General features: G+C 60.2%; 16 protein-coding genes and 1 riboswitch. Of the genes, 4 read left to right on the top strand and 12 right to left on the bottom strand.

What is annotated here, in order from left to right:
• Positions 1-52: 52 nt before the first annotated feature.
• From MWH26_RS04975 to MWH26_RS04960, 4 genes are all read right to left on the bottom strand, one after another.
• Positions 53-202: a hypothetical protein gene (locus MWH26_RS04975; protein ID WP_247976299.1), complete on the bottom strand. Its 150-nt coding sequence runs from the start codon at positions 200-202 to the stop codon at positions 53-55.
• A 598-nt stretch (positions 203-800) separates the two neighbouring features.
• Positions 801-1562, bottom strand: coding sequence for a LytR/AlgR family response regulator transcription factor (locus MWH26_RS04970; protein WP_247976298.1), 762 nt, complete (start codon positions 1560-1562; stop codon positions 801-803).
• An 83-nt stretch (positions 1563-1645) separates the two neighbouring features.
• The gene (locus MWH26_RS04965; protein WP_247976297.1) at positions 1646-2953 is read right to left on the bottom strand and encodes a sensor histidine kinase; all 1308 of its coding nucleotides are present in this window, start codon (positions 2951-2953) and stop codon (positions 1646-1648) included.
• 492 nt (positions 2954-3445) lie between these two features.
• The gene (locus MWH26_RS04960; RefSeq protein ID WP_247976296.1) at positions 3446-4795 is read right to left on the bottom strand and encodes a hypothetical protein; all 1350 of its coding nucleotides are present in this window, start codon (positions 4793-4795) and stop codon (positions 3446-3448) included.
• Between the two features lie 399 nt (positions 4796-5194).
• A riboswitch (SAM riboswitch) is annotated at positions 5195-5286 on the top strand.
• Between the two features lie 405 nt (positions 5287-5691).
• Here MWH26_RS04960 and MWH26_RS04955 point away from each other — a divergent pair.
• A complete protein-coding gene (locus MWH26_RS04955) occupies positions 5692-6726 on the top strand; it encodes an ATP-grasp domain-containing protein (protein WP_247976295.1) in 1035 nt (344 codons plus the stop codon).
• Positions 6727-6729: 3 nt separating this feature from the next.
• Positions 6730-7755, top strand: a complete 1026-nt coding sequence (locus tag MWH26_RS04950; RefSeq protein WP_247976294.1) for an LLM class flavin-dependent oxidoreductase — start codon at positions 6730-6732, stop codon at positions 7753-7755.
• A 179-nt stretch (positions 7756-7934) separates the two neighbouring features.
• Here the strand turns inward: MWH26_RS04950 and MWH26_RS04945 are convergent, their stop codons facing one another.
• The 7 genes from MWH26_RS04945 to MWH26_RS04915 form a co-directional block, all read right to left on the bottom strand.
• The gene (locus MWH26_RS04945; protein ID WP_247976293.1) at positions 7935-9452 is read right to left on the bottom strand and encodes a glycoside hydrolase family 32 protein; all 1518 of its coding nucleotides are present in this window, start codon (positions 9450-9452) and stop codon (positions 7935-7937) included.
• 177 nt (positions 9453-9629) lie between these two features.
• The gene (locus MWH26_RS04940) at positions 9630-10544 is read right to left on the bottom strand and encodes a carbohydrate kinase family protein (RefSeq protein ID WP_247976292.1); all 915 of its coding nucleotides are present in this window, start codon (positions 10542-10544) and stop codon (positions 9630-9632) included.
• Positions 10545-10666: 122 nt separating this feature from the next.
• Positions 10667-12004 (bottom strand): sugar porter family MFS transporter, encoded by a 1338-nt coding sequence (locus MWH26_RS04935; RefSeq protein ID WP_247976291.1) that lies wholly within the window; start codon positions 12002-12004, stop codon positions 10667-10669.
• A 124-nt stretch (positions 12005-12128) separates the two neighbouring features.
• On the bottom strand, positions 12129-13850 hold the full coding sequence (locus MWH26_RS04930) for a RagB/SusD family nutrient uptake outer membrane protein (RefSeq protein WP_247976290.1): 1722 nt from the start codon (positions 13848-13850) through the stop codon (positions 12129-12131).
• Positions 13851-13951: 101 nt separating this feature from the next.
• A complete protein-coding gene (locus tag MWH26_RS04925; protein WP_247976289.1) occupies positions 13952-17125 on the bottom strand; it encodes a SusC/RagA family TonB-linked outer membrane protein in 3174 nt (1057 codons plus the stop codon).
• Positions 17126-17990: 865 nt separating this feature from the next.
• Positions 17991-20777, bottom strand: coding sequence for a substrate-binding domain-containing protein (locus MWH26_RS04920; RefSeq protein WP_247976288.1), 2787 nt, complete (start codon positions 20775-20777; stop codon positions 17991-17993).
• Positions 20778-21308: 531 nt separating this feature from the next.
• Positions 21309-21548 (bottom strand): ATP-binding protein, encoded by a 240-nt coding sequence (locus tag MWH26_RS04915; protein WP_375374047.1) that lies wholly within the window; start codon positions 21546-21548, stop codon positions 21309-21311.
• Between the two features lie 515 nt (positions 21549-22063).
• Between MWH26_RS04915 and MWH26_RS04910 the strand changes: the two genes are divergently transcribed.
• Together MWH26_RS04910 and MWH26_RS04905 are read left to right on the top strand one after the other, a co-directional pair.
• A complete protein-coding gene (locus MWH26_RS04910; protein WP_247976286.1) occupies positions 22064-23143 on the top strand; it encodes an NAD(P)-dependent alcohol dehydrogenase in 1080 nt (359 codons plus the stop codon).
• A gap of 99 nt (positions 23144-23242) precedes the next feature.
• Positions 23243-24040 (top strand): SDR family NAD(P)-dependent oxidoreductase, encoded by a 798-nt coding sequence (locus MWH26_RS04905; RefSeq protein ID WP_247976285.1) that lies wholly within the window; start codon positions 23243-23245, stop codon positions 24038-24040.
• Positions 24041-24319: 279 nt separating this feature from the next.
• On the opposite strand, the gene MWH26_RS04900 is transcribed toward MWH26_RS04905, so the two are convergent.
• Positions 24320-25483, bottom strand: coding sequence for an alpha/beta hydrolase (locus MWH26_RS04900; RefSeq protein WP_247976284.1), 1164 nt, complete (start codon positions 25481-25483; stop codon positions 24320-24322).
• Positions 25484-25512: the final 29 nt, after the last annotated feature.

Here is a 25512-nt window from a genome sequence, read left to right as displayed (position 1 = left end):
TTACCCACGTACCACCAACTGGCAGCTGGCGGCACGTCCGGCCCCCGCTGAATTAGGAAGCACCGGTGGTTGTGGTGGTATCGGTGGCGGTTGTAGGCCGGCAGTTTTTGTTGCCTTTGGGCCCGATGTTCGGGGTTTCGCAGGCCGTAAGCAGGCCCAGCAGCACTGCGGCACCGGCCCGAAGGATTAAATACTTTCTCATAAGAAAGGAGGAAAAGATGAAAAAAGCTAACGGCAACTTCTTGACAAACTGCCGATTGCCACCCAAACAGCTCACCCCACTGCTACTCAGACCCGCCGCCAGGCGTGCGCCAGAACGAGCTCCGCAGGGGGCTACCAGCGCTAAAACTAATTTTCCCCTACCCCTCTCATGATTCCATCCGACCAGCCCCCGTAGAGAACCGACCGAAACCCGAACTGTATCGACTATTCTCCTATTATCTAGAACTTTCCTCTTACCTACCTTGCCATGAAGTAGACTGACCAGCAGCGGGTTCTGGTTGCCGTTAACGCCTTGTGCAGTGGTAGCGCCAAAGCATCGGGCGTGCTTCGGCGCTACCTTTTAAAATAAGGCAGAAGGAAGGAGGCCTTGACCTCGCTCAGCGTGACATGACTACCCGGCGTCAGCCCATGAGGTGCTTCATCTCTGCTCGATGCACAAAACGCTCGGCCTGACGGACTTGGAACTATGGTTTACTCGCTTTACTCAAACAGTTAAGTTTCCGCCCGGGCTGGCGAGCCGGCAGCGCCGAAGGCGGGGTGCTACCGCGTGAGGGGACTGAGGCGGTGATGGCTGCGGGCTACTTCCAGCGGCTGAAAAACTGGTCGAAGGATTCGCGGTACCCGTCGCTGACGGGAATGGTAACCTCCCCAATATGCACCGTGCCGCGCGTAACGGCGCTGATGTGGTTAAGCCCGACAATGTAGGACCGGTGCACGCGCATAAACTGGCGGGCCGGCAGGCGCTCCTCCAGCAGCTTCAGGCTCGACAAGGACAGCAAGGGGCGGGTTTCGCTGCGGCGGTACACCTTCACGTAATCCTTTAGCCCTTCAATGTACAGGATGTCCTGGAACGGCACTCGCACCAGCTGGTACTCCACTTTCAGGTAGAGGTAGTCCTCGGCCGGCGGCTCCGGGGCCGCCGGTACGGGAACCACAACGGGGGTAGCGGCGCGGGTTAGCTCGTAGTAGGCTTTGGCTTTCAGGGCCGCCCGCAGAAACTCATCGTACTCAAAGGGCTTGACCAGGTAGTCCAGGGCATCTACTTTGTAGCCATCGAGGGCAAACTGGTTGTAGGCCGTTGTGAAGATGATGCGCGGAGTGCGGGCCCCGCTGCTGCCTCGGTCCAGGGTGCGGGCCAGCTCCAGCCCGTTCAGGTCCGACATCTGAATATCCAGAAATAGCACGTCGATGTGGGCGCCGGGCTCGTGCAGACCGCGCAGGGCTTCCACGGCGCTGCTGTAGCGCCCTACCAGCTTCAGAAAGGGAGTCTGCTCGATAAAAGCCGATACTAGCTTCAGGGCCAGGGGCTCGTCATCAACGGCAATGCAATTCAGGATCATAGGCTAGCGCAACAATGTGATACACAACTAGAACCCATCAGGCAACACGCTGAGTGGGTGGGGCCACCGCGGCCGGCCAGGCGTTAGAGCTGAAGCGTGAGCAGTACGCGGTACTCTCCGGCTGGGGTTTGCTCCTGCACCATTAAGTGGTAGCGGCCGGCGTACAGCAGCTCCAGCCGGCGCCGGGTGTTTGTCAGCCCAATACCGCCGGCTTCCAGGGAACCGGGGCGCTCGGCAAAAACGGAGTTGCACACCTCAAACTCCACCATGTTCGGTTCGGCCTCAGACTGGCGCAGCGCCACCTGAATGCGGCTGGGCGAGCCGGCGCGCACTCCGTGCTTGAAGGCATTTTCCACGAAAGGGAGCAGCAACATAGGCGCAATGGCCGCTTCCTGCAAGGTTTCGGGCAGGTCCAGCGCCACGCTTACCTCTTCGGTCAGGCGCAGGTGCATCAGGTCAATGTAGTCGCGCAGGAAGGTGACTTCGTGGCTGAGCAGGGCCGTTTGGGCGGGCGTTTCATAGAGCACGTAGCGCATCATTCGGGACAGGCGATGCAGGGCCGTGCGGGCCTGGGTTCCGTCGATGAAGGTAAGGGAGTAGATGTTATTCAGCGTGTTAAAGAAAAAGTGCGGGTTGATTTGCGCCTTCAGCAAGGAAAGCTCGGTAGCCAAGCGCGCCTGCTCTAGCAGCTGACGGGTGTGTTCGTCGCGCTGGCTTTTCTGCACGGCGGCCACGCTCGTGCTTACCCCCAGCACAAACAGGGTAGTGAGCAGAATCCAGAGGTTGAAAAACCGGGCTTCGCCTTCCGGACCGGGCGGGCCAGGCGGGCGACCGGGCGCACCCGGCCCGTGGGGCCCGCCTGGCCGAAACGAATTAGGGGGCCTGGGCGGACCTGGTGGGCCCGGAGCCGGCCAGTCGCGGGCGGAAAAAGCCGCGTGCCGAGCTTCGGAAAGCCGGCGAGGCACTTCCAGCTCGGCATCCAGACGCCAATGTGCCCACAGCACGGCCCCGGCCACCGCCGCGCCCACGCCCAGGTAAGCCAGCACCTGCCGGCGGTAGAGCAGGCGCGGCACGGCCCAGTGCACATTGGCGTAAAATGCAACCACAAGTAAGCCTAGCACCGCTGCTTGCTTCAGCCAGAAAACCCCGGGCAAGGGACTGGGCTGGCCGGGGGGCGGAATAGACAAAATCAGCCCCACCACACTCCAAATCAGGGTGTGGAGCAGCAGGACGGGAGCAAACCGGGAGAGAACAACAGGCACGAGAAACGCGGACAAACGACAAAACCGCTGGTAAAGTACTACCGCCGCCGGTAGGCCGGCGCCCGGTTCCACCACCAGCCCGTATTCACCGACCAGCAGCCCGCTTTTATCGGCAGCAGCTCGTGGCAAACTGCGGGTTGCTACCCCCGCCAGAAAGGTAGTACCTCACAAGCAGCGGGTAACTATACCCCTAAAACGAGCGGACAGTGAGCAACAAAAAACGCTAGGCCGGGCATGCTGCACGTTAAGCAGCGCCGAAGCAACTAGCGGGCGGCTAACGTTAGACGCATTATTTCAATGCCAGTACACGAGCTGCCCTGATTCCGGCTCGGCATGACGCTCTAGCACGGCACTATGCGCCTTCTGTTCACAGGTCTCTAGCTCGACTATAACGCTGATAATGCATTTTCCGTACGTTTGTCTTGCCGGCCGTTACAGGTGTGTGTCTGCCGGCAAGAGCTACACCTATTGCATTTCAAGCCCCGGCTGACGAGCCGGGGCTTTTTATTTCTGCACGGCCCAAGCGGTGTGTAAAAAGACGGTAAGCCACGCCACGGACACGAAAAAAGCCCGCTTCCTTGAGAAGACAGGCCTTTTTTGTACCAACACGTAGGTAAACAGCTACCGGTTCTGGCGCACGATGGTCGTATTGCCATTGCCGGTTTGCAGTACGTCGCTGCTGTTGCCGCTGGCCCCCTGGTAGGTGCGGGCATCGTTGCTGTTTCCTACCTGTACTTGGCGGGCGTAGGAGTCGTTGGCTTCCTGGCTGATGTAGCCGTAGTTGCCCGAGCGAGTGGGGAAGCTGGCGGAGCCGCCTACCTGCTGGTCCTGCAAGGCCGTATTGCGGTTGCCCGTCTGCTCTACTACTGCCTCGTGATACTCCCCTTGCTGACTCTGGATAGCTGCGTTGCGGTTACCCTCCTGCTCAATGGCAGCCTGTACAAAGCCGGCGTTTTGCTGGCGCTGCGTGGCCGTGTTGTTGTTGCCCATCTGCAGAACAGTTGCCCCCGAAAATGCCGTATTGACCTGCGTTTGGGTGGCCTCGTTGCGGTTGCCATTCTGAGTAGCCGCAGCGCTTACTGACATTACGCCCGTCTGGCTTTGGGTAGCGGCATTGTTGTTGCCAGTTTGGGTAGCCGTGGCCGCCACGGTGCCAAAAGAACCGGAGTGGTTTTGCGTTTGCGTAGCGGCGTTGTTGTTGCCGGTTTGCTGAATGAAGACCGAAGAAGACGCACTGCCCTGGCTGCTCTGCGCCTGCGCTGCCGCATTGTTGTTGCCCAGCTGACCAATGCTGGCGCTCATGATGCCACTCAGGTTCTGCTGCTGCTGGCTGGCCGCGTTATTATTGCCCTGCTGCAGCACGCTGGCCGAGGCCGACTGGCCAGAGCTGTTCTGCTGCTGGCTAGAGGTGTTGTTAGCCCCCAACTGCCGGGCCGTGGCAGTACCTCCGAACACATTGGTATTCTGGTCCTGCGTGGCGCGGTTGTTATTGCCTGTGCTCTGAAAAATGGTAGCAAAAGCATTGCGGCCGCTTTGGTTTTGGGTGGCATAGTTGGCCCCGCTTGCCTGCTCAATGGAAGCACTATGGCTGAAGCCCCCCTGGTATTGGCTGGCGTAGTTGCCGTCGCTGTTCGCGGCAGTGGAGCCCTGCCGGATGCGGGCCCCATTAGCGCCCCGGCTCACATCCGAAAGCTGCACCTGCACGGCCTGCTGGCGGTTACCCATCTGGTCGGTTTGAGCCACATGCTGGCTGCCGACCTGGGTCTGGGTCACCTCGTTATTATTGCCACTGCTACTGCCCCCATTCACGGCCGCGTCGTTCTGGCGGGCAATGGCCGTGTTTGAGCGGCCCGTTTGCTCCACCGTCACGCGGTTGTTGCTGCCGTAGCTGGTGGAGGTTTGGGTGTTGTCCTGCGCAATGGCAGCGCCGCTGGTCAGGAGAGCGGCCATGAGTACTCCGGTTTTTTTCATGCGAATACGGTATAACTGGTGGGGAAATTGAACACGCCCGACGGGCACCTATTGAACAGCAATATGTATAAAGATTTATATAAATATTCATAATAAAAATTAATTACATCCATTTTTACCTCAATAACAGCCCAACATAATTTCCTGACTATCAACATGCATAAGTCAACCAGGCTTGTCCGCTGAATTGGAGTAGGTAGCGCAGCTTTTGGCCCGCAAATCCTCCCGGCGGCCTGCACTGGTTTCCCTCCCGCTAGCTTCGGGGGGCACGCGGCATGGCTCACCAGGCTTTGCCCGGACCTCTCGCCCGACGCCAGCGCCACTGGCCAAAGAAAATTTGGCAGTGTGGACCCAGCGGGTTTACCTTTGCCCCACTCAATTCTTTACCTGAAAGGATTGTTTTTATACAGAGGCGTGGAGAGACAGGCTCGACGAAACGCCGGCAACCTTCAGTAAGACTGAAACGGTGCCAACTCCTGACCATATAAAAACAACGTACCGTGAACCGCTTCCCGCACTTCGCCCCCGCTCCCGCCACCCCTGCTTCCGTACAGCATGGATGTTGTGGCACGTGTTGTTGGGCGGTCTGTACGCCGCTGGTTGGGTAGGTAAGAACCACTGGGTACTGCTTTTGCCGCTGGCTCTTTGCGCGCAACGCGCTGCTGGTAAAATTACTACCTAACTATTTCTTCCCTAAGTAGACCAGCCCAGTAGCGCTGCTACTTTTCCCGCGGGGCTTCTCTTCCTACCTCGTTTCGCGCACCCAAACTCCGGTTTCTCAGTTTGCCCGCGCCTTTCCGCCAGCCCCTACCCTGTCCGGGCTTGCCTGTTTTGCTGCCCAAATGAGGGCGGCAACATCCACTGATTTCTACTTTCTAGTTCTTCATTCTCCTCGCATGTCACAGTCTGTGAAGCCGATTGGCATTTATTTCGAACACCCCGAGTGGTTTAAGCCCCTGTTTGCCGAGCTGGACCGCCGCGGCCTGCCCTACGAGAAAATCGACGCCGCCCACCACCTCTTCGACCCGCTGGAAACCGAGAGCCGCTACTCCCTGGTAGTCAACCGCATGAGTTCCTCGGCCTACCTGCGCGGCCACGGCCAGGGCATTTTCCACACGGCCGGCTACGCTACCCACCTGGAGCGCATCGGTACCCGCATCATCAACGGCTCGGGCGCTACGGCCATCGAAACCAACAAGGCCCGTCAGCTCAGCCTGTTTGCCTCCCTGGGCCTGAAGTTTCCGAAGTCTTTCGTAATTAACCACGCCTCCCGCGTGCCCGATGCGGCCCGCCAACTGCAATTCCCCATTGTGGTAAAGGTGAACATCGGGGGTAGCGGCGCCGGCATCATCCGCTTCGACACGATAGAGGGTGTAGAAGCCGCCGTGGCCGCCGGGCAAATCGACCTGGGCATCGACCAGACGGCCCTGGTGCAGGAGTACGTGACGCCCCGCGGCGGCAACATTCACCGCGTGGAAACCCTGAACGGCAAATTCCTCTACGCCATGAAGGTGTACACCACCGGGGAGAGCTTCAACCTGTGCCCCGCCGAAATCTGCCAGATTCCGGAGGAGCCCGCCGCCGGCGACTTCTGCCTGACCGAAGCCCCCAAGAAAGGCATTCAGGTGGAAGCCTTCACGCCCCCCGCGGAGGTAGTGGAAGCCGTGGAGCGCATTGTGGCCGCCGCCAAAATCGACGTGGGCGGCATCGAGTACCTGATTGACGACCGCACCGGCGACGTACTATTCTACGACATCAACGCCCTGTCCAACTTTGTGGCCGATGCCGTGAATGTGGTGGGCTTCGACCCCTACGCCCGCTTCGTGGACTACCTCGAAACCCAGATTGGCGCCCCCAACCCCGGTAGCCAGCCGGCTCCGGCTGATGCCGTATTCTCCACCCAACAGCCGGTAGCGGCTTCTATTCACTAAGCCATGCGGTACGGATATTGGATGCCCGTTTTTGGCGGGTGGCTGCGCAACGTAGAGGACGAAAACATGCGCGCCGACTGGGACTACGTGAAGACGCTGGCCCAGCGCAGCGAGGACCTGGGCTACGACCTGTCCCTGATTGCCGAGCTCAATCTTAACGACATCAAAGGTGAGGAAGCCCCCTCGCTGGACGCCTGGAGCACGGCGGCAGCTCTGGCGGCCGTGACCAAGAAAATTGAGCTGATGGTGGCCGTGCGGCCTACCTTCCACTCCCCCGCCCTCCTGGCCAAGCAAGCCGCCAACATCGACCACATCAGCAACGGCCGCCTGAGCCTGAACGTGGTGTCGTCATGGTGGCAGGATGAGGCCAAAAAGTACGGCGTGCACTTCGAGCAGCACGACGACCGGTACGCCCGCACCGCCGAGTGGCTGCACGTAGTCGACAACCTCTGGAAGCAGGACCACTTCACCTTCGAAGGCAAGTTCTACAAGGTCACCGATTCCATTCTGCAGCCCAAGCCCGTGTCGCGCCCGCGGCCGTTCATTTACGCCGGCGGCGAGTCGGAAGCCGCCAAGAACCTCATTGCCGCCCAGTGTGATGGTTACGTGATGCACGGCGACGAGCCCGCCGCCATCGGCCGCCGCATCCAGGACCTGCAGGAGCGCCGCGACCGGCTGAACTTGCCGCCCATGAAGTTCGGGGTAGCCGCCTACAGCATCGTGCGCAACACTGAGCAGGAAGTAAAAAAGGAACTGGAGCGCATCACCAACGTGCAAGGCTCGGCCGCCGGCTACAAAAACTACCAGCAGTGGCTGGCCGGCACTCAGCTCGAAAACCAGGTTTCCTTACAGGATTACTCGGTTTCTAACCGCGGCCTGCGCTCCGGCCTCACCGGCACGCCCCAGCAAGTAGCCGACCGTATCGGTGCCTTCGAGGAGGTTGGCGTGGATTTGTTCCTGCTCCAGTGCAGCCCCCAGCTGGAAGAAATGGAGCGGTTCTCCGAAGCCGTCATTCAGGTGCTGGCGTAGAGGATTGTGTATGTATTAAAAAGGCCCCGCTGGTAGACAGCGGGGCCTTTTTGGTGACCCCACCCCAACCCCTCCCCGGTGGGGAGGGGCTTATTTTACCATTACAACGCCACCAGTTGACACCGTTGTGGTGCTATCCTAAGCCCCTCCCCACCGGGGAGGGGTTGGGGTGGGGTTTGCTACTTCACCATCGCCCCTACCTTGGCATACGTCAGCGCGTCTACCGTCAGGCCGGCGGTAGAGCGTAGCTTGAGTTGAGTAAAAGGCTGCTTGGGGAAGAAGATTTCCGTCATCGTGGTCAGGCCGCCGTCGGCGAACAGTTCCACGGAGGTAGCGTCGAAGAGGAGCGTCAGGTCGGCGGCGGGGCCGGTAGCCAAGCGTGGGGCCGGGTGGCGGCCGGCGAATTTGTCGCTGAAGGTGCTCAGGCCGGCCTTGGTGCGGTCGATGTAGTACTGGTTGGTCTGCTTATCGTAGCCAATAACCAGCTCCTCGCCTCCTGCATTCGACAATACCACGGCCATGTCTTGGAGCTGCTTGGTCGTGAGCTTGAGCTGAAACTGCGGGCCGGGGTTCTGAATCTGGTCGGCCAGGTTTAGCTCTGATTTTACCGTCAGGTTTTTCAGAGTTTGGGCGGCTTGCAGGGCGCTAGCTACCTCCTTGGCGGGCTGGGAAGTCAGGTAGATTTCCGAGCCGACTTGGCGCAGGGCCAGGTCTCGCGGGACGGTCATGGCGTTGCGCCAGGGCGAGGTGGGCACCTGGTTGGCGTACTCCCAGTTGCTCATCCAGCCCAGGAAAATCTTGCGGGCACCGGTATTACCCCAGGTTACGCCGGCGTAGTTGTCCTTTCCCCAATCAACCCACTTCTGGGTAGTTGTGGTGGGCGTGAAGGTTTTGCCGTCGAACTGGCCCACAAAGTACTGGGTAGCCGAGCCGCCGTTGGGCCCGCCGGGGTTAATACTCACCAACAGCACCCAGTAAGTTTTGCCGTTGAGCGTCAGCGGAAACAAATCGGGGCACTCCCACACACCGCCGTGGGCGCCTAGCTTCTCGCCAAACTCGCTGAGCTTGGTCCACTGCTTGAGGTTGGGCGAGGAATAGAACGTAATCCGGTCCTTGGTCGCCAGGGTCATCACCCACTGCTTGGCCAGCGGGTTCCAGCTTACTTTCGGGTCGCGGAAGTCCTGGATGCCGGGGTTGGGTAGCACGGGGTTGCCCTCGTATTTGGTCCAGGTCTTGCCCTCGTCGAGGCTGTAGGCCAGGCTCTGGTACTGGTGCCGGTTGGTTTTCTTTTTCTCCTCGGGGTCGTTGTGGTGGGTAAAAATGGCGACCATAGCATTCTTGCCAAAGCCCGCCGTATTGTTCTCGTCGATGACGGCGCTACCCGAGAATATCCAGCCCAGCTTATCCGGAAACAGGGCAATGGGCTGTTCCTGCCAGGTAATCAGGTCCTTACTCGTAGCGTGGCCCCAGTGCATGGGGCCCCACACCATGGCCTCGGGGTAGTGCTGGAAGAACAGGTGGTAGGTGCCCTTGAAGTACACCATGCCGTTGGGGTCGTTCATCCACATCTTGGCCGGGCTAAAGTGATAGGCTGGGCGGTACTGCAGGGTAGCGGGCGGGATGGGCGCAGCCGGTTGGGTTTGTCCCAGGGCGGTCAGGCTAACCAAGGAAAGCGCTAGAAGTAGGGTCTTTTTCATATCGGGTGGATGGGAGAGGAAGTTAAAGTGGACTGTTTGCTATGGATAGCAACGTCATGCAGAGCCGGAGGCGAAGCATCTCGCTCAAATCGTTGAATTAATTTGGCAACATCAGCCGAGCGAGATACTTCGGCTGCGCCTCTGCATGACGTTCTTCAAAAACTGCCGCCCTAACGTCTACACTGCCTGAACCGCCAGCAGCCTGGTTACATCGTGTTCCGTGAAGGTGGGGGTAGCGCCCTGGTGAGTAGCAACCAACGCGCCCGTGGCGCAGGCGAAGCGTAGGGCTTCGCCGGGTTCCTGGCCGGCCAGCCAGCCTTTGAGCAAGGCTGCCAAAAACGCGTCACCGCTGCCGATGGTGTCTTTAACTGTCACTGGTATACCAGCGGCGCGGTAGAGCTGGCCGCCGGTCCAGAGCAGGGCGCCGTCGGCTCCGCAGGTCACGCAGACGGCTTGCAGCTCGAACCGTTCGGCCAGCCACTGCATGGCGGTGGGGCGCGCCATTTCTGGCCCAAACCACGTTATGATTTCGGCTAGCTCATGGTGGTTCATTTTCACCAGACTGGCCTTTTCGAGCAGGTATTTGGTTACTTCCTTGGTGTAGTGCGGGGGGCGCATGTTCACGTCGAAGACCTTGAACTTGGCGTGCTCCAGCAGGCGGTAAAGGGTTTCGCGGGTGCCGGCCTGGCGGGCGGCCAGGGAGCCGAACACAAACACCTCGGCCTGCCCCACCAGCTGCTCCAGAGGCGTGTCGTACTGGATGTAGTCCCAGGCAACGGGCTGCACAATCTTGTAGGTGACCTCCTGGGCATCGTCGACGTTGGCTTTTACTACCCCCGTCAGGTGGGTTTTGCCCCGCTGCACAAAGTCGGTGCGCAGGCCCTTGGAAGCAATGAAGTCGAGCAGCTCCGTGCCCAGCTCGTCGTCGCCCACGCGGCTGATTAGGTCCACGGGCAGACCAAGCTGGTGCAGGTGCACGGCCACGTTGAAGGGCGCGCCGCCCGGCTGTTTGCCCGTCGGCAGCACGTCCCAGAGCACTTCCCCAAAGCAGACAATAGTTGGGGTCTTGGGGTCTTGGGGTCTTGGGGTCATGGATGCAAGATTAAGGTCGTAGGTGAGGACTTGGGGGTTTAGGATCTTGTGGGGACTTGTGTAAAGCTCAGGAGCATAACAGAACGTCATCCAAGACCCTAAGTCCCCAAGACCCCAAGCTCCTAATGCAGTACCAGCGTCTTTTCGAGCTGCTCCAAGCTGGTGCCTTTGGTTTCGGGCATCAGGCGCCACACGAACAGCAGTTGTAGTACCATCATGGCGCAGAAGAAGGCGAAGGTGTTGCCGCCGCCCAGCTTCTCGGCGAAATACGGAAACGTGAAGGCAATGATAGCCGCCATAACCCAGTGGGTAGAGGAGCCCAGGGCCTGGCCTTTGGCGCGCACCGTGTTGGGGAAAATTTCGGAGATGAACACCCAAATAACGGCGCCCTGCGAAAAGGCGAAAAAGGCAATGTACACGAACAGCAGCACCGGCACCAGCATCCCGCCCAGGGCGCTAAAGTCCTGACGGTAAAAGGCCCAGGCCACCAGCCCCAAGGTCACAATCAGCCCGTAGGAACCGATGAGCATCAGCTTGCGGCGCCCGAACCGGTCGATGAACTGGCGGGCCAGCAGCGTGAAGGCAAAGTTCACCAGCCCCAGCCCGGCCGAGGACAGCAGGGCCGAGCCCTTACCCAAACCGGTCATTTCGAAGATGCGCGGGGCGAAGTAGATGATGGCATTGATGCCTGACACCTGGTTGAACACGGCAAACAGCACGGCCAGCATCACCGGGCCGCGGTACTGGCGCGCAAACAGGGAATGGCCGCCACCCAGGGCTTCATCGGCGGCGTTGGTGGTCAGGATGCTGGCCACGTCCTGGTCGGCCTGGGCGGGGTTGATGAGCTGCAGCACCCGGCGCCCTTCCTCCACCCTACCCTGCCCGATCAGCCAGCGGGGGCTTTCCGGTACCTGGAACAGCAGCAGGAAGAACACCAGGGCTGGCAGCACTTGCACGCCCAGCATCCAGCGCCAGTCTTCGCTACCCATGCCCGTGAGCAGGTAGTTGGAAAGGTAGGCCACCAGGATACCCAGCACAATGTTGAACTGAAACATGCTCACCATCCGCCCCCGCGACTCCGGCGGCGACACCTCCGAAATATAGAGCGGCGCCGTCACCGACGAGGCCCCTACCCCCAGCCCGCCCAGGAAGCGGAACACCATAAAGGCCACCCAGTTACTGGTCAGGGCCGCGCCCAGGGCCGACACAAAGTAGAGCACCGCAATCCAGATTAGCGTCTGGCGCCGCCCCAGCTTATCCGACGGCAGACCACCGAAGATGGCCCCGAACACGGTGCCTATCAGGGCAATGGAAATGGTGAAGCCGTGCTCCACGGGGTTCAGGCTCCATACCTGCTGAATGGCCTTCTCGGCCCCGGAAATAACGGCCGTATCGAAGCCGAACAGGAAGCCGCCCAGCGCTACCACCAGGGACCAAAAGAACACGTTGCTGTTTTTCATAGTGAGCTGTTAGCTGATGGCTGCTAGCTTTTAGCATTTGGGTGAGAAGAAAAGAAACGGCCCTTAACACATAAGGCAAGTAGCTGGTTAACAGCTAATAGCCATCAGCCAACAGCTTCCGCTGTTACCAACCCGGGTTCTGCTGGTAGAGGCCTTTGCTGAAGTTAATCTGATTCAGCGGAATGGGCAGGTACTCATCGCGGCCCTTGGTGAAGCGGGCGTCGCGCAGGTACTGGCGCTTGGTTTTCTCCTTGTCGAAGTAGGTGTTCAGGTACTCAGCGGCAATGCCCCAGCGCACCAGATCAAAGAAGCGCTGCCCCTCCATGGCAAACTCCAGGCGCCGCTCGAAGCGCAGGGCCTCGCGGGCGTAGGCCTGGTTCCACTGCGCGGCCGGGTACTGCCCGATGTTGTAGTTCGAGATGTTGGCGCCGGTGGTGGTTTTCAGGCGGGCGGTGCTGTTTTTGGCCCGCTCCCGCAGCTGGTTGATGAGGGGCAGGGCCTCGGCCGGGCGGCCCAGCTCAATCAGGGCTTCGGCTTTCCAGAGCAGTACATCGGCGTAGCGAATCAGGGCCCAGTTCTTGGAGGAACTCATGAAGGGCGGCGTTTTCTGGAAGCTGGGATCCGAGGGCAACACGTTCTCCTTCATCGACATATACACCCCATAGGTGTTCTGGTCGCGCAGCCAGGAGGTTTCGAAGATGAAGGCCGGCGCGTACTTGTAGGGGTGCGACGGAATGCCCACCGTGTGGTCGAGGCGCGGGTCCACGGTGGTGGTCTGGAAGTCGGCCGGGGCGCTCAGATCCGAGTTGTTGAAGGTCGTGAACTGGGGTAGGCCCTGGGCGTCGGTTTTGAAAGCGTTGACCAGGTTCTGGCTGGGCTGGTGGAAGCCGCAGCAGCCGTAGTCGGGGTTCATGGGGTAGTTCAGCTGGTTGCCCCGGTCGGTGCGGCCCTTGGGCGTGCCGTCGTTGCGCGAGAACTGAATGGCAAACACCGACTCCCGCCCGTTGTCGCCGATGGTCAGGAAGTTCGTGGCAAAATCGGGGTGCAGGGAGTACTTGCCGGAGTTGATTACCTGGTCCGTCAGCGTCACTACCTCCTGCAATTTGCTCTGGTCGATGCTCGTGACGGCGTGGCTGGTATTCTGCACGTAGGCCTGGTAGAGCAAGGTTTTGGCCAGGTAGGCCTGGGCCGCCGACTTATTGGCCCGCCCGATTTCGGGTTGGTCGGCCGGCAGGTTGGCCACGGCGAAGCGGAAGTCGTCGGCAATTTTGGTCCACAGCGCGTCGCTGCTCAGCGCCACGTTCGACACCTGGGCGTACTGCTCCGTCGGAATGGTTTCGTCGATGTAGGGCACCCGGTTAAACAGCTCCTTGAGCAGGAAATAGTAGTGCCCGCGCAGAAAGCGCAGCTCGCCCTGGCGCACAGCCTTAGTAGGCATGGCGCTGGCATCCACATTATTAAGGCGGCGCAAAGCGTCATTCGTGCGCGAAACACCGATGTAAATCAGAAACCACAGCTCGTCGGTGTTGCCCACATCGACGCGGTTGAAGGTGAAGGTTTCGTAGAAGTGGAAGGCGTCCACGTCGGCGGTGCCGTTGCCGCCCTTATAGGCGTCGCCGGCGCGCACGTTGCCATAGGGCCACATGGAGGTGTAGGGCGCGCGGTACACGTCGTTGCCGAGCTGGGAGTAGGCGGCAATAACCTGTTTTTCGATGTTGGCGGGCGTATTCAGCTGCTCGTCGCTGAGCGCGCCGGTAGGAGCCACCTCCAGGAAATCTTTATCGTTGCAGCCAACGGAAAGGGCCAGCAGGGAAACGGCCAGCACACTGGTTTTGAGAAGTTTCATGGGAATTTAGATTAGAGCTTAGAACTGAGAGGTTAGAGCGTAGAGGCGGATTCTAAATGGTCGAAATCTTGGTTCTATGCTCTTCTTTCTAAATTCTGATCTTAAAAAGACACGTTGAGGCCGGTGGAGAAAATGCGGGGTACCGGGTACTGGTAGTTGGTTACCTCCGGGTCGGGGCCGGTAAACTCCTTGCTTTTGATGGTCAGTAGGTTCTGGCCCTGCACGTACACGCGCACGCCCTGCAGCTTGATTTTCTGCACGAAGGCTTCCGGCAGGGAGTAGCCCAGCTGCACGTTGCGCAGCTTCAGGTAGGAAGCGTTTTCGATGAAGTAGGTGGAGGCGCGGCCCTCGTTATTGTTGTTAATCAGAGTTAGGGCCGGAATGCTGGAGCTGGTGTTGGTCGGCGACCAGGCGTCGAGCAGGCGGGCGCCCCAGTTCTCACCCGACGCAATGGAGGCAAAATCGGTGCGGAACTTGGCGTTGTTGTAGGCCTCCAGGCCCTGCACGCCTTGGAAAAACAGCTGCACATCGAAGCCCTTGAAGCCCGCGCCCAGATTCAGACCGTAGTTGAAATCGGGAATGCCTTCCGTGAGCCAGGTCTGGTCGAAGTTGTCGACTTTGCCGTCGCCGTTCAGGTCCTTGTAGCGAATGCGGCCGGGCGCGGCGCCTACCTGCGTGGGCCCTTCCGTAACTTCGGTGGCGTTCTGGTAGAGGCCATCGGCTACGTAGCCGTACACGGCATTCACCGAGTGGCCCAGGCGCGTGACGTCCTGGCCGTTGCCGCCGTAGGCGTTGATTACCTCGTCGGGCAGGAAGGTAAGCCGGTTGCGGTAGCTGGCCAGGTTGGCTGAAATGTTGTAGATCAGTCCGTTACCCAGCCGGTTCTGGTAGCCGAGCTGGAATTCCCAGCCCTTGTTTTCCACCGAGGCCCCGTTCACGAACTGGTCGCCGCCCTCGCCTACCACCGCCAGGTAGGGCAGGTTCACGAGGATGTCTTCGGTCTTCTTCACGAAGTAGTCGACGGAGCCCGAGAGCTTATTCTGCAGCAGGCCAAAGTCCACGCCGAAGTTGGTTTGGGTGCTGGTTTCCCACTTCAGGCCGGGGTTTGCGCGCTGCACCCGCCGGTAGCCCGAGGGCAGGTTGGTGTCATTGCCGTAGATGTCGTAGGCCGTGCCCCGGTCGTATTCGAAGTTCGGGTCGCCGATGCCGAGCAAGGACTGGTAGAGGCCGCGCGAGGCGAAGTTGGCAATGTCCTGGTTGCCGGTCTGGCCCCAGCCGGCGCGCAGCTTCAGGTCCGAGAGCAGGGCCACGTTGTTTTTCAGGAAACCTTCCTCGCTCAGGCGCCAGCCCACCGAGGCCGCCGGAAACACCCCAAACCGCTGGTCTGCCCCGAAGCGCGAGGAACCGTCGCGGCGCAGGGTAAACGAGGCCAGGTACCGGTCGGCGAAGGAGTAGTTGAACTTGCCGAAGTAGGAAGCCAGCTTGTAGGCCGTGCCCGAGCCGCCGTTGTCCTTGTTGGCGGCGCCGGCGTCGAGGTAGACGTAGGTGGGGTCTTCGCTGGCAAAGTTGGTGCGCGAGGCAAAAAAGCTTTCGTCGTAGTAGCTGAGGCGCTCCGTGCCCACCACAAAGCCCAGCGTGTGCTGGCCGGCCAGGGTCATGTCGTAGTTGAGCGTGTTCTGCCACACCCAGTTGCCCCAGAACCGCTCATTGTCGGTTACGCGGTTGTTCTGCTCCGATAGAAAGCCCGCCTTGTAGGTTTTGTAAATCTGGCGGTACTTGAACAGGCTGTAGTCGATGCCGAAGCTGCTGCGCAGGTGCAGGCCCTTCAGGATTTCCGCGTCGGCGAACAGGTTACCGAACACCCGGCCCGTGTTGGAGCGGTTTTGCTGGTTGTCGGTGAGCAGGCGCAGGGGGTTGTCCCGGTCGCTCATGCCCGCCACGGGGCCGCCCCACCCTACCCCATCCACGGTGCGCACCGGCACAATGGAGGGCAGCTGTGTGGTCCGGTCGCGCACTAGGCCCAGGTCGTACTCCGCCCGCCGCGACTTCACCACCGTCAGGTTCTCGCCTACCTTCAGCTTGCCGCCCAGGAAGTTGTAGTCGGAGTTCAGGCGGGCCGTAATGCGGTTGAAGCCGGTGTACTTCAGCGTGCCGTCGTTGTCGTAGTAGTTCAGGGAAAACAAGGCCCCGCCCCGCTCACTGCCGCTGCTCACGCTCAGGTTGTAGCTCTGAATCAGTGCGTTCTGCTGGGTTTCCTTAAACCAGTCGGTGTCGGCGGCGCGCATGGTCTTGTCGGCGTCGATGAACTCCGGAATGGTTACCCCGTTCAGCACCAGGTTGCCGTTGGCGTCGCGCGAGGTCTGGAAGTTGTAGTACGGCAGGCTGGGCACCTTGCCGTCGTTGATGGCGGCCTGCCCGTACACCCGGCCGTAGTCCTGGGCGTTGAGCAGCTGCAGGTGCGGCCCGGGCGTCTGGAGGCTGAAAAAGGTGGAGAAGTCGACGCGGGTAGCGCCCTTCTTGGCCTTTTTGGTGGTGATAATGATAACCCCGTTGCCGGCCCGCGAGCCGTAAATACTGGCTGCCGAGGCGTCTTTCAGCACCTGAATCGACTCAATATCGTTCTGGTTGATCTGGTTGATGCCTTCCTTGGTGGGCACCCCGTCGATGACGTAGAGCGGGTCGTTGTTGCCGGAAAGCAGGGTGCCGTAGCCCCGGATGCGCACGGTAGCGGCGCTGCCCGGGGCCCCATCGGTGGTAATCTGCACGCCCGGCACGCGGCCCTGGAGGTTGCGGGTCACGTCGTTGGAGGCCATGTCGCGGATTTCCTCGGGCTTTACTACCGCCACGGCCCCGGTCAGGTCGGCCTTGCGCTGGGTTTGGTAGCCGGTTACCACTACCTCGTCCAGGGCCGCCGCATCGGGGGCCAAGGTCACTGTGAACGTGGTGCGGCCCGCCAGCGCCACTTCCTGCGACTTATAGCCCACGAAGGAGAACAGCAGCGTGGTGGCATTGTCGGGCACGGCCAGGGAGAAGTTGCCGTCGTTGTCGGTGGTGGTGCCCAGGGCGGTGCCTTTTACTACCACCGTTACGCCGGGCATCCCGGCGCCTTTTTCATCGAGGATGCGGCCGGTTACGGGCACGTCGGCGGGGGCTTCAGTGAGGGTGCGCAGGTGCCCCGCGGGAGCAGCCGGGGCCGGCACCGCAGCGGCCAGCGGCAGGGCGGAAAGCAGCGTCAGCCCAGCGGCCCCACGCAGCGAGGGTACAGTGTGTCTCATGTGGGAATTGGAATGGATGGAAGGATAGTCAAGCGCAAATCCGGCCTGGGAGCCGGCCCAACGCACCACCCCAGAATGGGCGAGGTAGCACGCACCGGGAAAGCCCCGCCGCCAGCTTCCGCCCTTCGTTTGGCAGCTACAACTTGGGGTAGCAGGGCGGCGGTACTGTAACCCAATCGGCCTGCCGTTGCAGCGCCGAGTAATGACCCAAATATCCCGCAACCGCCCAGCCCAGCCTTGCTCAATTCATCCAATCTCTTGCAGATTTGAATCAAACACGACTTTTTATCTAAATAATTATAAATCAACTTCTTACATCATAACCACAACCGCCACATGCGCCGCCATTATCATTTCTGATACCTGATTTTCAAATTTGATACATGCCTTTTTTCGCGCAGTGGCACGAAAGTAAAAGCGCCGGGCTGGCCCCCGTTGGCAGGAGTCAGCCCGGCGCTGAGTGCGTGCGTACTCAGAGTGGTTCCGGAGTAAGGGCACACGGCCTGTAGAGACGCGCCACGTGGCCGCCGACCTGCGGTTTGCGTCCTCCTCGCTGCTGCGGTTGAACAGTTACAGCTTGTGAATTATACAAGGCCGTCATGCAGAGCGCAGCGAAGCATCTCGCGTGCTGATGTTAGGTAGTAACGCAACGAAGCGGTAGAGATGCTTCGACAAGCGGACGCCAGAGCAAGCATGACATATAGTTTGGCAACGACACCACGCGAGATGCTTCGCTGCGCTCTGCATGACGGCCTTTGAGCTACCTGTTAACAGTTCCTAGTTCTATAACCGTTGTTCTGACACTGAGACGCGAACTGCAGGCCGGCGGAGCCACGTGGTGCGTCTCTACACGAATCATAAACTCTTACCCTGCCGCGGTGTGCAGGACCCGGAACTCGGAGGGCGACACCTGGTAGCGGGCCTTGAAGGAGGTAGAGAAATAAGACGGCGACGAGAAGCCCAGCTGGTAGGCCACTTCGGCAATGGTCAGGTCGTCGTCGAGTAGGAGCTGACGGGCCTTGGTCAGGCGGATGCCCTGGATGAAATCAGTAACGCCGGTGCCGAGCACAGCCTTCACTTTGCGGTAGAGCTGCACCCGCGAAATGCCTAGGCTGCGAGCCACGTCTTCTACGCTCAGCTCCGAGCGGCTGAGGTTGGCCTCCACAATGGCCGTGAGGTCGGCCAGGAACTTCTGATCCACCCGCTGCGGGGCCACCGTGGCCGTATTCACCGACAGCTCCCGGCGGAAATGCTCCCGCTGCTTGTCGCGGTTACGAAGCAAGGTGCGCAGACTTTCGAGTAGAAAGGCCGGATTGAAGGGCTTGGTGAGGTAGAGGTCGGCGCCGGCCTGTACGCCCTCCACCTGCTGCTCCGGGGCGTTGCGGGCCGTGAGCAGCACCACCGGAATGTGGGAAGTGCGCCAGTCGGCCTTGAGTTGGGCCACCACTTCCAGCCCACTCAGCTCAGGTAGCATCACGTCGCACACAATCAGGTCCGGAATGGTTTCGGCGGCCAGGCGCAGGCCAGCAGCTCCGTCGGTGGCGGTGCTGACTTGGAAGTGAGGCCGTAGCTTCTGGGCCAGGAAGGCATTGACTTCGGGGTTGTCCTCAATCACCAGCACCAGCGCTTCGCCGCCAGCACCCGCCGCCGCTGGTCCTACTCCCGCATCGGTAGCCGAAGCTGGGGTAGCAATATCTTCATCGAGGAGGAAGGCGGCCGGTACTTGAGTGGGGCTGATTCCGGAACGCAGCTCGGCGGGTAGCTCCAGTGGCAAGGTCACGACGAAGGTGCTACCCCGGCCCGGTTGGCTGATGAACGTAAGCTGGCCCTGGTGCAAACGGGTGAGGCCCAAGGCCAGGGCCAGCCCCATGCCGGAGCCCCGCGCCGCGGACTGCTGCCCCTGGTAAAACCACTCGAAAATGTGTGCTTTGTCGGCCTCCGAAATGCCCGTGCCGGTGTCCTCCACGCTTACCCGCACCATGCGTTCCGGCAGCAGGGGCTGGATACTGACGGTAATTTGGCCCCGGTCGGGCGTGAACTTTAGCGCGTTGCTGAGCAGATTAAAAAACACCTTGTCCAGAATGTTCACGTCAAACCAGACCGGGAGGGTAGGCTCGGCGGGCAGGAAGCGCAGACTGATGCCGCGCTGCCGGGCGGGCCGCTCGAACACGTCCATGATTTCGCGAACGAAGGCCACCAGGTTGCCCTCGGTGGCGCGCACCGGCATCTTGCCCACGTCAATCTTGCGGAAATCCATGAGCTGGTTTACCAGTTGCAGCAGGCGCTGGGCGTTACGCCGGATCAGGCCCAAGTCGTGGCGCTGGGCCGGGAGTAATGCGGGGCCGCTGGTGAGCATCTCCTCCACCGGCCCGAGAATAAGTGTGAGCGGGGTGCGCAGCTCATGGGAAAAGTTGGTAAAGAAGCGCAGCTTGGCTTCGGTTTCAATGCGGGCCTGCTCAGCGAAGGCCTGAATCTGGTTGCGTTGGGAGAGAATTTCCTGGTTTTGCTCCTCCAGCTGCCGATTAATGCGGCGGTTGGCCCGGAAGGCCCGCCACACCAGCAGCCCTAGCAGTGCCGCCCCTAGCAGAGCGGCAGCTAGCACGTACAGCACCGTTTGCTGGCTGGCATAGGTAGCACGCTGCTGGTGCAGGAGTTGCTGCTGGCGCTGAATGTCTTGCTGCTGACTAGCCAGCTTTTCAGTTTGCAGCTTCATGGTCAATACGTTGGTCGAGTCGATGACCATGGTACTGAGTATGTTTTCCTTGTTGAAGGGCGTGCGGCGCAGAATGCGCATTGCCGTGCGAATGGCCTCCTCCCCGCCGGGCGAGTACAGCAAGGTGGCCTTGATAATGCCGTCTTGCACCAGCTCAATACCACCGCGCGGGCCGGGCAGCCCGTCCACGCCCACAATCTTCACCTCCCGATCGAGCCCCAGCTGCTTGCACACCTGGTAGGCGCCCAGGGCCAGCCGGTCGTTGTGGGCGAAGATGAGGTCAACCTCGGGATGGGCGCGCAACATGGCGGGTAGCCGCGCCAGCACCGAAGGACGCTCCCAGTTGCTGTTAACCTGCGCTACCAGCCGCAGGCCGGGGTAGGCGGCCAGGGCTTGCGCAAAGCCTTGGTGGCGGTCGGTAGCCGGCGAGGAGCCTGGAGCACCCAGCACTTCCAACACCTGCCCCCGTTGCCCCAGCAGGTTGGCTACGTAGTTGCCGGCGGTGTGGCCCACCTCCACGTTGTTGCCGCCCACAAAGGCCGTATATAGCTTGGAGGTAGTCCGCCGGTCGAGGATAACGACTGGGATGCCCCGGTTGTAAACCTCTTCTACAATGGGAGTTATTGGCTCGGTTTCGTTGGCCGAAACAATCAGCAGGTCAATGCCTTCCTGAAGCAACTCCCGTATTTGCTGCTCCTGCAAGGCGCTGTTATACTTGGCATCCTTGAGGCGAAAATCCACCTCAGGGTAGAAGCTCAGCTCCTTTTTCATGCCGGCCAGCATCGCCTGCCGCCACGCGTCGCCGTTGGTGCACTGCGAAAAGCCGATTACATACTTGGGAGGCGGCGCTTTGCGGGCGCAGGCTACGCTTCCCAGCGCTAGGCCAACGAAAACGACAAAACGCGCAAGGAAAGACGCCGCGGGGGCAGGAATACGCATGGGCAACGGGCTGCATCGGGCCTCTACTTAGCGGCTCGGCAGGCTAAAGTTCAAGATATTCCGTGAACAATCCTTACTGCATTTACCCTCGTCTTCCTCTCGGAGCTTGCCGGCACTGGCCAGCCACTTCTGCCGCTGCCGGCACCCGCGGCTGGCGGCCCTACCTGCCCTTATTCGGTACTACTCTCAGGAACGAATAGTACAGTCTCGGGCCGCACGCGCACAAGCGAGTCTTACGCCGCGCACTTTGCTGAACCCAATTTAAAGCCCCGTGTGCGTGGGGGCTTCGGGTTATTTTGAAAGCAGGCCTGCAGCTACCAGCCAAAGCGCCAGACTAATGCGCCGAGCAGCAGCGTACCCAAGCCCAGCAGCAGCCAGCCAAGGGTTGAAGCGTCTAGTACCGGCGGTGGTTTGCGAGGATGGCGAGGCATGAGGGGAGGTAGTGGGTTCCTAACATACGCATATTAGTCTGCTCCCAGATTCAATGCCGCGTGTTACGACCCCTGCCCTAGCCTAACGGACAAGTGGTTACTACACCGGAAACGTCACGGTGAAGGTGGAGCCCACGTCCGGCGCGCTGGTCACGGCAATGGATGCGCCGGCGTTTTCAATCAACCGCTTAATCATGTACAAGCCTACCCCCATGCCCTCCACATGCGTGTGCAGGCGCTGGAACACACCAAATAAGCGTTGCTGCTGGCCTTCACTGAGCCCCAAGCCATTATCCCGCACGCTTACTACAATTGTATTGCTCAGTTGCTCAGTCTGCAGCCACGCGCGCGCGCAACACCTCTTTTCGCCTCTTGAGTTCCGTTTTTTGCTGGCGCAGCCACCCGGTAAATACGCTTTTTACTAGCTGTAAGACGGTGCAGCGAGTAATCTGGTGCTTGTCATCAGGCCCTACCCCACGGCGGGTGGCCCTACCCAACGGAAGCCCGGGTTTGCTTTCCTGATTCTGCCCACAGCTACCACCGGTTATGTTGCCTAGCCAACCCTAATGATTCTGCGGTAGGGTGCTACTGCCAGGCACAGCAGCAGCGACGTCTGGCAGCGTGCAACAGCCAGCTATTCAAGGCAATAAAAGCGAGCCACTACCCGCATAACTTTTTGGCAAAGCCACCGGGTAGGTCAACCAAGCAACGTTCCAGCGGGTATAGATAAACCGCCTGCTTAGGCTCACAACGCCAACCTAGCCCACTGCTTCCCTGCGCCCTGAGGCTAGGCCAGTTAGCTACTACCCAACCCTGCTTTTTTCACCTTTTCACCTACGTATACCTACCACTTCTATGCAAGCCCTCCCCACGAAAGCGTACGGCGCAACTGGCTCTATTTTTAATGGCCTGAAGCCCATGGAAATTGAGCGCACGCCGCCTCAGGCCGATGAGGTACACATCGATATTCTCTACTGCGGGGTGTGCCACTCCGATCTGCACCAGGTCAAAAACGACTGGCACAATACCATTTATCCCTGCGTGCCGGGCCATGAGATTATCGGCCGCGTGATTGGGGTAGGCAGCGCCGTAACCAAGTTCAAGGCCGGCGACGTGGTGGGCGTGGGCTGCATGATTGACTCCTGCGGCGCGTGCAGCGCCTGCCAAGAGGGCGAGGAAAACTACTGCGAAGGCCCCGTGAGCTGGACGGCTACCTACAACGGCTACATGAAACCCCAGAACAAGGACTTCAATACGTTTGGGGGCTACTCCACCAACATCGTGGTGAAGGAATCCTTTGTGCTGCGCATTCCTGAGGCGCTGGATATCAAAGCCGCCGCGCCCATCTTGTGCGCCGGCATCACCACCTACTCGCCCCTCAAGTACTGGCAGGTTGGCCCCGGTAGTAGCGTGGCAGTGGTGGGCATCGGTGGGCTGGGCCACATGGCCGTGCAGCTGGCCCGGGCCCTGGGTGCCACCGTTACGGCCATTACCCGCGACGCCGATAAGCAACCCGACGCCGAAAAACTAGGTGCCCATCAGGTCCTGGTTTCCACCGACAAGAAGGCGATGGAAGCCTACGAGTTGCAGTTCGACTTCATCCTCATCACCATCCCCGACGCCTTCGAGGTCAACGACTACGTGAAGCTGGCCAAGCGCAACGGCGTCATTACCACGGTGGGCCTCATTGGACCCTACAAGGCGCCACTAGACAACCAAGAAATAGCCATGCACCGCCGCTCGGTGGCTGGTTCTGTTATCGGCGGCATTGCCGAAACGCAGGAAGTGCTGGAGTTTTGCGCTAAACACCAGATCCTGCCCGAGGTAGAGATGATCCGTATGCAGGACATCAACGACGCCTACGACAAGATGCTGGACAAGGAAGTGCGCTTCCGCTACGTCATTGACATGCAATCCTTGAAGGACGCCGAGTAGCCTTGCTACCTCGCCCCTCCCTTTCTGAACGCATCCTAACTCCGCAGCAACGGGGTTACCCAGCTAGTTACTTCACCTTCCTCACCTTTTTTTCGCATTATGCCTACCTCCCAAACTGTGCTGATTACCGGAGCCTCCAGCGGCATCGGCTTTGAACTCGCCCGCTGCTTTGCCCGCGACGGCTACTGCCTTATCCTCTCGGCCCGCCCCGGCGGCGACTTGGAGCAGGCTGCCCAGCAAATTCAGCAGGAGTTTACCGGCGTGCAAACCTTCGTCATTCCCGCTGACTTGAGTACCCACGAGGGGCCGGTGCACCTTTTCGAGGAAACCCAGCGCCAGGGCCTGCAGGTAGATGTGCTGGTTAACGACGCGGGCTTTGGCGAAGCGGGCCTATTTGTGGAAACCGATTTGCACAAGGAAATGGGCATTGTGCACGTAAACGTGCTGGCGTTGATGACGCTTACCAAGCTATTTCTGCGCGAGATGACCACCCGCAACGCCGGCAAAATCCTGCAACTGGGCTCCGTGGTGTCGTTTTTGCCCAACCCGCGCCAAGCTGTGTACGCCGCTACCAAGGCCTTTGTGCTCAGTTTCTCGGAGGCTCTGCAACAGGAGCTGAAGGAAATGAAGTCCGACGTGACCATGACGGTACTTTGCCCGCCCGCCACCGAAACCGACTTCTTCCGCGTGGCCAATGCCGAGGACACCAAAGTGGGCCAAAGCAAGAAAGCCACGGCCCAGGAAGTAGCCGAGGGCGGCTACAAAGGCCTGCTCAACGGCGACGCCCGCGTGCTACCTACCTTCGGAGCCAAAATGAACTTCGCCTCCAGCGCCCTGTTCCCTGACTCCATGCTCGCCGCAATGATGAACATGCAAATGCAGCCCGAAAAGGAGTAGCTCAAGCAGTCGGAATCATAAAGAAAAAGCCCGGTCAGTAGCTGACCGGGCTTTTTCTTTGAGCACTACCTCAGTGCACCTCTTCTTTTTGCAATAGCTGGACGCCCTTAAGATGCACCGCGCTTATGCTGGCCGCGCCATGTCGTCGGGGCCCCGTGAAAGGCCAGGGCAAGTTGCTGAAGTTGTGGACTGTGTAGGCAATGATCTGAATACCAAGCCTGCACAGTTCACCTACCCGTAAGCCCAGGTTATATGGCTTGGCCTTACCCACGGATCAGCTTATTGAAACGCCGCTTTCAGCCGGGAGGCCGCAAAGTCCTGGGCTTCGATGGCCTTGGGCACGACGTCGTGGGTGCCGAAGAATTCGTGGGTAGTGCCGCTGTAGAGCATGTACTGAGTGGCCACGCCCACCTGCGTGAGCTTGTCGCGCAGCTGCTGGCCCTCGGTGAGCAGCGGGTCAATTTCGGCGGCAATGATGGTGGTTGCTGGCAAGCCGCGCAAATCGGCCACGTCTACCAGGGAGATAAGCCGGTTGTCGCCGTCGGCCATGGTACGGAAGTAGTTCATGGTGAAGTACTGCACATTCGGCCGGTTCAGCGGCTGGGCGTTAGCATATTGGTTGTAAGAAGCCGTGTTCAAGTCGTTGTTGGCCACGGGGTATACCGACAGAATGTGGGTGGGTAGCGTCAGGCTGCGCTCCTTAGCCAGCAAACTCACTCCTACGGCCATGTTGCCCCCAGCCGACTCGCCAGCTACGGCTACCTTGGCCGGGTTGCCGCCGAAGGAAGCGGCATTGTCGCGGGCCCATTTGTAGGCCGCATAGGCGTCTTCGTGGGCCGCCGGGAACTTGGCTTCGGGTGAAAGGCGGTAGTCCACGTTCACCACAATGGCGCCGGCTTTTTCCGCCAGAGCTTTAGCGGAGGGCTCATACACGTCTAGTGAGCCAATCACCCAGCCGCCGCCGTGGTAGTACACCACTACCGGGAACGGGCCGCTGCCGCTGGTGGGCGTGTAGATGCGCACCAAGATGCCATCCGGGGCCGACTGGGGCGTGTAGGCGCCCGGAATCAGGCGCTGGGTGGTTGTTACGGCGGCGGCGCGGGCTTCGCGGTTGTTTTTGCGCAGCAGGGTTTCTACCGCGTCCGTAACCGAGGGCGCCATGCGGGCCTGCCGAGGCGAGAGGGTGGGCAAGGGCGGCGTGCCAAACGCTACGAACTGCTCGATGACAGCGCGCATCTGCGCGTCCATGTTCTCGCTGAAGGGCACGCTGGGGCTGCCGGCGGGCTGAATCAGGCCGGGCTCGGGCTCCTCGTTGTTGTCGTCGTTGCAGGCAGGCAGGGTTGTTCCTAGCAGCAGCAAGCAGGCGAAAATGCGCCCCCAACGCTTGGTCAGCTGCCAGGAAAACAACGCAACGTGATGATGTGAAGCAGAGTGGTTTTTCATGAATGGGTATGAGTAGTGAAGTAGGTAAA

This window comes from Hymenobacter sublimis (assembly GCF_023101345.1).
Lineage (GTDB): Bacteria > Bacteroidota > Bacteroidia > Cytophagales > Hymenobacteraceae > Hymenobacter > Hymenobacter sublimis.
Note: the sequence above shows the minus strand (reverse complement) of the source record. Positions and strands in the feature narration are given on the sequence as shown.

Excerpts from the sequence above, each read along its gene's own strand:
- MWH26_RS04975 (WP_247976299.1), bottom strand. The coding sequence starts at position 202 with ATGAGAAAGTATTTAATCCTTCGGGCCGGTGCCGCAGTGCTGCTGGGC.
- MWH26_RS04970 (WP_247976298.1), bottom strand. The coding sequence starts at position 1,562 with ATGATCCTGAATTGCATTGCCGTTGATGACGAGCCCCTGGCCCTGAAG.
- MWH26_RS04960 (WP_247976296.1), bottom strand. The coding sequence starts at position 4,795 with ATGAAAAAAACCGGAGTACTCATGGCCGCTCTCCTGACCAGCGGCGCT.
- MWH26_RS04955 (WP_247976295.1), top strand. The coding sequence starts at position 5,692 with ATGTCACAGTCTGTGAAGCCGATTGGCATTTATTTCGAACACCCCGAG.
- MWH26_RS04950 (WP_247976294.1), top strand. The coding sequence starts at position 6,730 with ATGCGGTACGGATATTGGATGCCCGTTTTTGGCGGGTGGCTGCGCAAC.
- MWH26_RS04945 (WP_247976293.1), bottom strand. The coding sequence starts at position 9,452 with ATGAAAAAGACCCTACTTCTAGCGCTTTCCTTGGTTAGCCTGACCGCC.
- MWH26_RS04940 (WP_247976292.1), bottom strand. The coding sequence starts at position 10,544 with ATGACCCCAAGACCCCAAGACCCCAAGACCCCAACTATTGTCTGCTTT.
- MWH26_RS04935 (WP_247976291.1), bottom strand. The coding sequence starts at position 12,004 with ATGAAAAACAGCAACGTGTTCTTTTGGTCCCTGGTGGTAGCGCTGGGC.
- MWH26_RS04930 (WP_247976290.1), bottom strand. The coding sequence starts at position 13,850 with ATGAAACTTCTCAAAACCAGTGTGCTGGCCGTTTCCCTGCTGGCCCTT.
- MWH26_RS04925 (WP_247976289.1), bottom strand. The coding sequence starts at position 17,125 with ATGAGACACACTGTACCCTCGCTGCGTGGGGCCGCTGGGCTGACGCTG.
- MWH26_RS04920 (WP_247976288.1), bottom strand. The coding sequence starts at position 20,777 with ATGCGTATTCCTGCCCCCGCGGCGTCTTTCCTTGCGCGTTTTGTCGTT.
- MWH26_RS04910 (WP_247976286.1), top strand. The coding sequence starts at position 22,064 with ATGCAAGCCCTCCCCACGAAAGCGTACGGCGCAACTGGCTCTATTTTT.
- MWH26_RS04905 (WP_247976285.1), top strand. The coding sequence starts at position 23,243 with ATGCCTACCTCCCAAACTGTGCTGATTACCGGAGCCTCCAGCGGCATC.
- MWH26_RS04900 (WP_247976284.1), bottom strand. The coding sequence starts at position 25,483 with ATGAAAAACCACTCTGCTTCACATCATCACGTTGCGTTGTTTTCCTGG.